Annotated in this window: 10 protein-coding genes; 5 read left to right on the top strand and 5 right to left on the bottom strand. The window is 61.4% G+C overall.

Annotation, left to right across the window (positions count from 1 at the left end; all coding sequences use genetic code 11):
• The first annotated feature begins 126 nt into the window (after positions 1–126).
• Positions 127–828, top strand: a complete 702-nt coding sequence (locus QMX98_RS29110; RefSeq protein WP_010459989.1) for a response regulator transcription factor — start codon at positions 127–129, stop codon at positions 826–828.
• Between the two features lie 4 nt (positions 829–832).
• Positions 833–2,134, top strand: a complete 1,302-nt coding sequence (locus tag QMX98_RS29115) for an ATP-binding protein (RefSeq protein WP_221109458.1) — start codon at positions 833–835, stop codon at positions 2,132–2,134.
• Between the two features lie 181 nt (positions 2,135–2,315).
• On the opposite strand, the gene pncA is transcribed toward QMX98_RS29115, so the two are convergent.
• From pncA to QMX98_RS29135, 4 genes are all read right to left on the bottom strand, one after another.
• Positions 2,316–2,945 carry a bifunctional nicotinamidase/pyrazinamidase gene (pncA, locus tag QMX98_RS29120; RefSeq protein ID WP_282411770.1) on the bottom strand — a complete coding sequence of 210 codons (630 nt, stop codon included), beginning with the start codon at positions 2,943–2,945 and terminating at the stop codon, positions 2,316–2,318.
• A 49-nt stretch (positions 2,946–2,994) separates the two neighbouring features.
• A complete protein-coding gene (locus QMX98_RS29125; RefSeq protein ID WP_154911755.1) occupies positions 2,995–3,762 on the bottom strand; it encodes a transcriptional regulator in 768 nt (255 codons plus the stop codon).
• Positions 3,759–4,244, bottom strand: coding sequence for a sigma-70 family RNA polymerase sigma factor (locus QMX98_RS29130; RefSeq protein WP_245006828.1), 486 nt, complete (start codon positions 4,242–4,244; stop codon positions 3,759–3,761). Before QMX98_RS29130 ends, QMX98_RS29125 begins: the two co-directional genes overlap by 4 nt.
• A gap of 66 nt (positions 4,245–4,310) precedes the next feature.
• A complete protein-coding gene (locus QMX98_RS29135; protein ID WP_083376824.1) occupies positions 4,311–4,841 on the bottom strand; it encodes a tetratricopeptide repeat protein in 531 nt (176 codons plus the stop codon).
• Between the two features lie 194 nt (positions 4,842–5,035).
• Here QMX98_RS29135 and QMX98_RS29140 point away from each other — a divergent pair, with 194 nt between their 5' ends.
• The 3 genes from QMX98_RS29140 (at position 5,036) to nudC (ending at position 7,645) form a co-directional block, all read left to right on the top strand.
• Complete coding sequence (locus tag QMX98_RS29140; protein ID WP_010460003.1) at positions 5,036–5,809, top strand: class I SAM-dependent methyltransferase; 774 nt, start codon at positions 5,036–5,038, stop codon at positions 5,807–5,809.
• Positions 5,810–5,996: 187 nt separating this feature from the next.
• The gene (locus tag QMX98_RS29145) at positions 5,997–6,809 is read left to right on the top strand and encodes a crotonase/enoyl-CoA hydratase family protein (RefSeq protein ID WP_010460005.1); all 813 of its coding nucleotides are present in this window, start codon (positions 5,997–5,999) and stop codon (positions 6,807–6,809) included.
• 5 nt (positions 6,810–6,814) lie between these two features.
• Complete coding sequence (gene nudC, locus QMX98_RS29150) at positions 6,815–7,645, top strand: NAD(+) diphosphatase (RefSeq protein WP_282411771.1); 831 nt, start codon at positions 6,815–6,817, stop codon at positions 7,643–7,645.
• Here the strand turns inward: nudC and QMX98_RS29155 are convergent.
• Positions 7,613–8,392 (bottom strand): TSUP family transporter, encoded by a 780-nt coding sequence (locus tag QMX98_RS29155; protein ID WP_102593769.1) that lies wholly within the window; start codon positions 8,390–8,392, stop codon positions 7,613–7,615. The genes nudC and QMX98_RS29155 overlap by 33 nt on opposite strands.
• Positions 8,393–8,587: the final 195 nt, after the last annotated feature.

The raw sequence follows: 8,587 nt of genomic DNA on the forward strand, positions 1-8,587 counted from the left end.
GGCAAGCCTCGCTCCTACCGTTAATCGCATTCCCTCGTTGGAGCGAGTATGCGCATTTCCCTGTAGGAGCGAGGCTTGCCCGCGAAGAGGCCCCAAAGGTCGCCACTGCACTTTCTGGAAACACCCATGCCCAACATCCTCCTGGTCGAAGACGACACCGCGCTCTCCGAACTGATTGCCAGCTACCTGGAACGCAATGGCTATAGCGTCAGTGTGATCAGCCGTGGCGACCACGTGCGCGAGCGGGCGCGGGTCAATCCGCCGGACCTGGTCATCCTCGACCTGATGCTGCCCGGGCTCGATGGCCTGCAAGTCTGCCGCTTGCTGCGGGCGGATTCGGCCACGCTGCCGATCCTGATGCTCACCGCCCGCGACGACAGCCACGACCAGGTGCTGGGGCTGGAAATGGGCGCCGACGACTACGTCACCAAACCCTGCGAACCCCGCGTCTTGCTGGCCCGCGTGCGCACGCTGTTGCGCCGCAGCAGCCTCAGCGAACCGCAGACCGCCAACGACCGCATCCTCATGGGCAACTTGTGCATCGACTTGTCCGAACGGACCGTGACTTGGCGCGATCAGCTGGTGGAGCTGTCCAGCGGTGAATACAACCTGCTGGTGGTGCTGGCCCGGCATGCCGGCGAAGTGCTGAGCCGCGACCAGATCCTGCAACGCCTGCGCGGCATCGAATTCAACGGCACCGACCGCTCGGTGGACGTGGCGATTTCCAAGTTGCGGCGCAAGTTCGACGACCACGCGGGCGAGGCGCGCAAGATCAAGACCGTGTGGGGCAAGGGCTACCTGTTCAGCCGTTCCGAGTGGGAATGCTGAGACGATGTTCAGGATCCTGTTTCGCCTCTATCTGGTGATGATCGTCTCGTACAGCGCGGCGATCTACCTGATGCCGGACTTGGTGATCAAGCTCTTCCATGAGCGGTTCGTCACTTACAACCTCGATTATTCGCGCGGGCTGCAAACCCTCATCGTCAAACAGTTCCATGCCGTGCCGGAAGCTCAATGGCCAGCGTTGGCGACTGAAATGGACAAGGAGTTTGCCCCGCTGCGCATCGTTCTGACCCGCCATGACGATCCCGACTTCACCCTCCAGGAGCGCCAGCGTTTGCAGCGTGGCGAGAACGTCGTGCGCATTGGTGACTGGGGCTGGCGCACGCTCGCCGTGGCACCGCTGAATGAGCAGTCCGTTGTCGAAATGGTCGTACCGCCAGACCCGATGGACGTCAGCCTGTTGTACTGGAGCATCAACGTCCTGATCGGCGCGACCATGCTCGCCTGCCTGTTGCTGTGGCTGCGTCCGCACTGGCGCGATCTGGAACGGCTCAAAGGCACCGCCGAACGTTTCGGCAAGGGCCACCTCGGCGAACGCACACAGATCTCCTCGCACTCCAACATCGGCAGCCTCGCCAATGTCTTCGACACCATGGCCGGCGACATCGAAAACCTGCTCAACCAGCAACGCGACTTGCTCAACGCCGTGTCCCACGAACTGCGCACACCGCTGACGCGCCTGGACTTCGGCCTGGCCCTGGCGCTGTCCGACGACTTGCCGGCTGCCAGTCGCGAGCGGCTGCTGGGGCTGGTCGCGCACATACGGGAACTGGATGAATTGGTCCTGGAACTGTTGTCCTACAGCCGACTGCAAAACCCGGCGCGGCTGCCGGAGCAGGTTGAAGTGTCGCTGGACGAGTTCATCGACAGCATTCTGGGCAGCGTCGATGAAGAACTGGAGTCGCCGGACATCGTGATCGACGTGCTGCTGCATGGGCAGCTTGAACGCTTCGTGCTGGACCCGCGACTGACGGCTCGCGCGATACAGAACCTGCTGCGCAATGCCATGCGCTATTGCGAAAAGCGCATTCAGATTGGCGTAAAGGTCTGTCCGAAAGGGTGTGAAATCTGGGTCGATGACGACGGTATCGGCATTCCTGACGATGAGCGCGAGCGGATCTTTGAACCGTTCTATCGGCTGGATCGTAGCCGGGATCGGGCCACGGGCGGGTTTGGTCTGGGGCTGGCGATCAGTCGTCGGGCGCTGGAAGCGCAGGGTGGCACGCTTACCGTGGAACCGTCGCCATTGGGTGGTGCGCGATTCCGATTGTGGCTGCCCACCGCCGCCTGATCTAACACTGAACCTGTGGCGAGGGGGCTTGTCGGAACGCCGCATTGTCCCGTTCGGCTGCGCAGCAGTCGCTAAACCAGCCAATGCGGTGTGAATTAAAGAATGCAGGGGGCCGCTTCGCGCCCCAACGGGGGCAAGCCCCCTCGCCACAGGGCATCAATGGCCGCCGGTTTTTGATCGCTCAGCCGAGTATTTCTTTTGAGGGAATCAAACCGACCCCAGCCACTTGCATCCGCTCGATCGCCGCCGCCAGCGAGCCGTCCAGATCAATCGCCCGGCACGCATCCATCACCACAAAGGCATTGAACCCTGCCGCCCGTGCATCCAGCGCCGAAAACATCACGCAGAAATCCAGTGCCAGCCCGACCAGGTAGACGGTGTCGATGCCGCGTTCTTTCAAATAGCCGGCCAGCCCGGTGGCGGTCGTGCGATCCGCTTCCAGAAACGCCGAATAACTGTCGATGTCCGGGTTGGCGCCCTTGCGGATGATCAGTTGGGCATGGGGCAGGTTGAGATCCTTGTGTAACTCGGCCCCTGTCGTCGCCCGAATACAATGGTCCGGCCACAGTGTTTGCGGGCCGTAAGGCAGCTCGATGACCTCGTAAGGTTCGCGATCGGGATGGCTGGACGCGAACGAGGCGTGGCCGGGCGGGTGCCAGTCCTGGGTAATGATGACCTGTTTGAACCGGTCGCCCAGGCGGTTGATCAAGGGCACGATCAAGTCTCCCTCGGGCACCGGCAGCTGACCACCGGGGATGAAGTCGTTCTGTACGTCGATGACCAGCAAGGCTGTGCGAGAAACGTTTGGCATGGGGAGGTTCCTCCTTGGAAAACAGACGCCAAGCATAGGGCAACTTCGCTCACGCGCTAAGTCGGCTACGCAACGATTTCGCCATGCCTTCCAGTTCCGCCGCCGGGTTATGCCCGATCAGCATCCACGCATGTTCCATGTCTGCCCAATACACCACATTCATCCTGTGCCGAATCTCATGGGAAAAATGCCGGCTACCACTGTTGGAGCGCTTGGCGCACAAGGCAATCGGACCATGTGCCGGGTCCAGATAAGTAATCTGCGCGATCGGCATGCCGTCGTATTCGAGGATCTGCGCGCGCTTCAATTCGGAGCGTGGCAGGGCCAGTTTTGCAGGCGTCAGGCTCAGGCCCAGGCGCGCGTCGATGGTTCGCAGTTGCGCCCGTTGTGAGGCTTCGTCGACGGGCAAGTGTTCCAGGGTTTGCGGCACGTACAGCGACATATAGTCGGCGACCAGGCCCCGCCAGTTGCTTTTCTCCTGACTCAGTTGCCAGGCAAGGAACAATCGATCCGCCACCACGCCACTCACCACCAGGCCGGCCGCCGCCGCGAGGAATCGGCGTCGATTCAGGGCCGGACGTTCAGGCGAGGGCAAAGTGTCGAGCATCGACTGCAAGCGGTGGACAGGCGCCTGTTGGGCCAGTTCGTCATAAGCCTCTTTGAACGGCAGGCTGCTGCGGGCCAGCCATTGCAGGCGCAAGTTGAGTGTCGAGTCTTCGGCGACGGCCGCGTCGATGCGGGTGCGCTGGTCGGCATCGAGCTGATCGTCGAGGTACGCCACCAGTTCCTCGTCCGAAGGTGTCGCGCGCTCGTTCATCGACGTTCTCCCGTGAAAGGGTTCGGCACTGTGTGCAGTGGCGGATATTCAGCCAGTTTCACCCGTGCGGCGGCGAGGCGGCTCATGACGGTGCCGATGGGCACTTGCAGCACCTCGGCGACTTCGCGATACGACAGGCCTTCAACGTAAGCCAGGTACACCGTTTCACGCTGGGCCTCGGGCAGGGCGTCGACGCGGCGGATGACCTGGGCGGCGAGCACATGGGTCTGCGCTATCGATTCCCCGTCAACCGACAACTGGCTATCGGCATCGACCAGGCCCTGACCCTGGCGCACCCGTCGGGAGCGCACTTCGTTGAGCCAGATCGAATGCAAAATGCTCAACAGCCAGCGGTCCATGCGGGTGCCAGGGACAAACTGCCCGGCACGCTCAAGTGCCCGAACGCAGGTGGCTTGCACCAGGTCTTCGGCCACATGCCGTTGCCGGGACAGCAGCAGGCCGTAACGCCATAAACGCGTCAAATGCTGGCCCAGTTCTGTTCGTATTGCCTGATCGCTGGCGATGGCGACCTCCGTCTGTTCGGTGTGTCAGGTTTTCGATGAATCATTGATCGCTTCGGCCAGGTCCTGATATTCCTCACACGTACTGCCACAGATCGATTTGATCTGCTGCAACTGCTCTTGCGCCAGGTCCAGCCGACCTTTGATCACGTAAGCCTCGCCGAGGTATTCACGCACTTGCGCATAGTGCGGGTCGAGTTTGACCGATTGCAGGTAATAACCGATGCCTTCGTCGGTACGCCCCAGTTTACGCGTGGCATAGCCGCGGTAGTTCAGAGCCTTGGCCGTATTTGGATTCTTGAGCGTATCGAGCAGGGCCAGGGCTTCTTCGTAGCGACCGTCCTTGGCCAGGCGGTAGGCGTAATCGGTGCGGTCAGCGTCCGGGACCAGGCTGCTGGTTTGCATGACGCACTTCTGCGATTTGGTGTCGAACACCTGGCCTTTGGGGCAGTTGGGTTTGGCCGGAGCGTCATCGTCGCCATCGGCCAGGGCCAGTGAACCGGACAACGCAACGGCGAGCAACAGCGGGGCGGTGAAAACAGCAAAACGGATAGTCATGGAAAATGCTCGGCGAGTTGATTCGATTGAGTGTAAACCACGCCCCGGCCGCAGGCGGCAGCCGCAAGGGCAATTCTCATGGGGCGTTGATTGGAGAACACCGCAGGGTGAACAATTATTCATTTCTTTGGCGGGGAAAGCTCAAATCGAGGCGCTATGCTCGACAGCATTCGTTGTTGTTCAGGAGCACTGCCATGAAAGATCAGGTCCATCATTCTGCGGCTGCGGGTTACAAAACCGGGGCCGATACGTATGTTCGCGGCCGCCCGGACTACCCGCCGCAAGTGGCCGAGTGGCTGAGCGAAACCCTGGGCTTGAACGCGGGCAAAACCGTGATCGATCTGGGCGCGGGCACCGGTAAATTCACTGGGCGCCTGATTGCGACCGGCGCGCAGGTGATTGCCGTGGAACCGGTGTCGCAGATGCTTGAGAAGTTGTCCGACGCGTTCCCCGATGTGTTGGCGGTGAGCGGCACCGCGATGGATTTGCCGCTGCCGGATGCATCGGTGGACGTGGTGGTCTGCGCCCAGGCCTTTCACTGGTTTGCCAGCACTGAAGCGCTGACCGAAATCGCCCGGGTCCTCAAGCCCGGTGGCAGGCTGGGCCTGGTGTGGAACCTGCGCGATACCAAGGTGAGTTGGGTGCCGAAACTGGATGCGATCGTCAACGCGCTGGAAGGCGATACGCCGCGCTACTACACGGGAGCCTGGCGTCAGGCCTTTCCTCATCCGGCGTTCGGGCCGTTGCAAGCCCAGTATTTCAGCCATGGGCACACGGGGGCGCCGGAAGATGTGATCTTCAATCGCGTGCGCTCGACCAGTTTTATAGCGGCGTTGCCCGAGGAGCAGCGGGAGAGGGTGGATGAACAGATGCGGGCGTTGATTGCCGGGGAGCCTGACTTGCGCGGCAAGGATGTGGTGACCGTACCTTATGAAACCGTGGCGTTTGTGGCGGTGAAGGGCAGTTAGATCGGCGGTGCTGCCTTCGCGGGCAAGCCTCGCTCCTACAAAGGCACCGTATGCCCGCGAAGAGGTCAGATCAGACACTGGAGAACCCGAGGCAGTCCCGCTTTTGGCCGAACCACTGCCTTACTCCCCCACGCAATGCCTTGTTATAGTCCGGTCCTCATTTTTGCCCGGTAAAAGGATCACTGCCATGTCTCAGTACACCGCGTTCACCGTCGAACTGGCCGATAAAATCGCCCATGTGCAGATCAACCGCCCGGAAAAGATCAATTCGATGAACGCCGCGTTCTGGAGCGAGATCATCGACATTTTCCAGTGGATCGATGACACCGATGAAGCCCGGGTTGTTGTACTCAGTGGCGCCGGCAAGCACTTTTCCTCCGGCATCGACCTGATGATGCTGGCCGGAGTGGCCAATGAACTGGGCAAGGACGTCGGCCGCAATGCACGTCTGCTGCGTCGCAAGATCCTCGCTCTGCAAGCGTCGTTCAACGCCGTCGATAACTGCCGCAAGCCGGTGCTGGCGGCGATTCAGGGTTATTGCCTGGGCGGCGCCATCGACCTGATTGCCGCGTGCGACATGCGTTACGCCGCCGAGGACGCGCAATTTTCGATCAAGGAAATCGACATCGGCATGGCCGCCGACGTTGGCACTTTGCAACGTTTGCCGCGGATAATCGGTGACGGCATGCTGCGTGAACTGGCTTACACTGGTCGCACCTTTGGTGCCGAGGAAGCGCGCAACATCGGCCTGGTCAATCGCGTTTACAGCGACCAGGCCAGCCTGTTGGACGGTGTGATGGGCATTGCCCGGGAAATCGCCAGCAAGTCGCCGATCGCGGTCACCGGCACCAAAGAGATGATCAGCTACATGCGCGACCACCGCATCGACGACGGCCTCGAATACGTTGCCACCTGGAACGCCGCCATGCTGCAATCCACCGATTTGCGGGTGGCCATGGCTGCCCATATGAGCAAACAGAAACCCGAATTTCTGGACTGATTAAAATGACTTCACGCTGGACCACCGCAGTACTGGACACCGATCAACCTGGCGGCTGGGCCGTGGCTCGCAGCCCCGAAGGCTTTCTGTTCGACGACAATGGCGCGCTGTTCCCCCGCGAATGGCTCAAACGCCAGGACCTGTCGATCCTGGCCGAACATGGCATCGGTCACCTGGATGGCGAACCGGTCTACCTGCTGGAATTGCGCAGTCACAGCGAAGTACCGGGCTGCAACTGGAAAGGCTTGCGGGCGTTCATGCTCGATGGCGATCACACGGTGTACAAGGTGCTTGGTTATGCCGCGCAGATCGGCACCTGGTACCGCGAGCATCGCTTTTGTGGCAATTGCGGTCAGGCGGCGACGCAAGTTCCTCGTGAGCGTGCGATGTACTGCGAACCGTGTGATTTACGCTATTACCCGCGCATCTCGCCGAGCATGATTGTGCTGGTGACCCGGGGCGACGAGGTGCTGTTGGCCCGTTCGCCACGTTTCGTGGCCGGGGTCTACAGCACGTTGGCGGGGTTTGCCGAGCCGGGCGAGTCAGCCGAGGACTGCCTGATTCGCGAAGTGCGCGAGGAGGTGCAGATCGAGGTCAAGAACATCCAGTACCTGGGCAGCCAGTGCTGGCCGTTCCCGCATTCGATGATGCTCGGCTTTCACGCCGAGTACGCCTGTGGCGAGATTGTCTGTCAGGAAGACGAGATTGAAGACGCCCAGTGGTTCAACGTTCATGAGTTGCCACCCTTGCCGGCGTCGCGCTCGATTGCCCGTTACCTCATCGACGTCTACGTGGCGCGGCGCTTAGGCCACGCTGAACCAGTGCTGCCAGGCTAGCCGCACGGTCAAGCCCAGCACCACGGTGATGAACACCGGGCGAATGAACTTCGCGCCGCCGCTGATGGCGGTGCGAGCCCCGAAGAACGCGCCGACCATCACCGACAGGCCCATGCTCAGGCCGATGATCCAGTCCACCTGCCCGGAAAACACGAACACCGACAGCGCCGCGATGTTGCTGACGAAGTTCATGCTGCGCGCCACGCCGCTGGCCTTCACCAGGTCGATGGGATACATCAGCAGACTGCTGACGGTCCAGAACGCGCCGGTGCCCGGACCGGCCACGCCGTCGTAGAAACCGAGGCTGAAGCCTTGGGTCGATTGCCACTTTTTCTTGATCGGTGCGTCGCTGTCCAGCGGAGCTTTCGGTGTGCCGCCGAACAACAGGTACAGACCACAGGCAAACACAATCACCGGCAGCATTTTGTTCAGCCATTCGGCGGGCAGGTAATGCGCGACCACGGCGCCGGTCAGCGCACCGACCAGCGTACCGACGATGGCGTGCACCCACTGCCGGGGATGGAACAGCTTGCGGCGGTAGAAGGTAAAACTGGCGGTGGCGGAGCCGAAGGTCGAACTCAGCTTATTGGTGCCCAGCACCAGGTGTGGCGGCAGGCCGGCGGTCAACAGCGCCGGGGTAGTCAGCAGACCGCCACCGCCGGCGATGGCGTCGATGAAACCGGCAATGAAGGCGACAATGGCCAGAATGGCCAGGGTGGTGAGGTCAACGCTGAGTTCAAAAGGCATGGAAATCGGCTTATTCGGCGGGGTGCAGCAAGGGGCTGCGGGGAAGGGCCGATATCTTACCTAGATCCAGACTTTGCGGCGACTGGTCTGGCCCTTTCGCGGGCAAGCCTCGCTCCTACGGGATTTATGTCGTCCGCCCGTTTTGTGATGACCACAATCCCGTAGGAGCGAGGCTTGCCCGCGAAGGCTGATTCA

The sequence above is a fragment of the Pseudomonas sp. PS02303 genome (assembly GCF_029959925.1).
GTDB classification, from domain to species: Bacteria; Pseudomonadota; Gammaproteobacteria; order Pseudomonadales; family Pseudomonadaceae; genus Aquipseudomonas; species Aquipseudomonas mandelii.

What these genes read in the sequence shown, in the direction of transcription:
- QMX98_RS29115 (WP_221109458.1), top strand. Translation starts at nt 833, where the DNA reads ATGTTCAGGATCCTGTTTCGCCTCTATCTGGTGATGATCGTCTCGTAC.
- pncA (WP_282411770.1), bottom strand. Translation starts at nt 2,945, where the DNA reads ATGCCAAACGTTTCTCGCACAGCCTTGCTGGTCATCGACGTACAGAAC.
- QMX98_RS29155 (WP_102593769.1), bottom strand. Translation starts at nt 8,392, where the DNA reads ATGCCTTTTGAACTCAGCGTTGACCTCACCACCCTGGCCATTCTGGCC.
- QMX98_RS29125 (WP_154911755.1), bottom strand. Translation starts at nt 3,762, where the DNA reads ATGAACGAGCGCGCGACACCTTCGGACGAGGAACTGGTGGCGTACCTC.
- QMX98_RS29145 (WP_010460005.1), top strand. Translation starts at nt 5,997, where the DNA reads ATGTCTCAGTACACCGCGTTCACCGTCGAACTGGCCGATAAAATCGCC.
- QMX98_RS29110 (WP_010459989.1), top strand. Translation starts at nt 127, where the DNA reads ATGCCCAACATCCTCCTGGTCGAAGACGACACCGCGCTCTCCGAACTG.
- QMX98_RS29135 (WP_083376824.1), bottom strand. Translation starts at nt 4,841, where the DNA reads ATGACTATCCGTTTTGCTGTTTTCACCGCCCCGCTGTTGCTCGCCGTT.
- QMX98_RS29140 (WP_010460003.1), top strand. Translation starts at nt 5,036, where the DNA reads ATGAAAGATCAGGTCCATCATTCTGCGGCTGCGGGTTACAAAACCGGG.
- nudC (WP_282411771.1), top strand. Translation starts at nt 6,815, where the DNA reads ATGACTTCACGCTGGACCACCGCAGTACTGGACACCGATCAACCTGGC.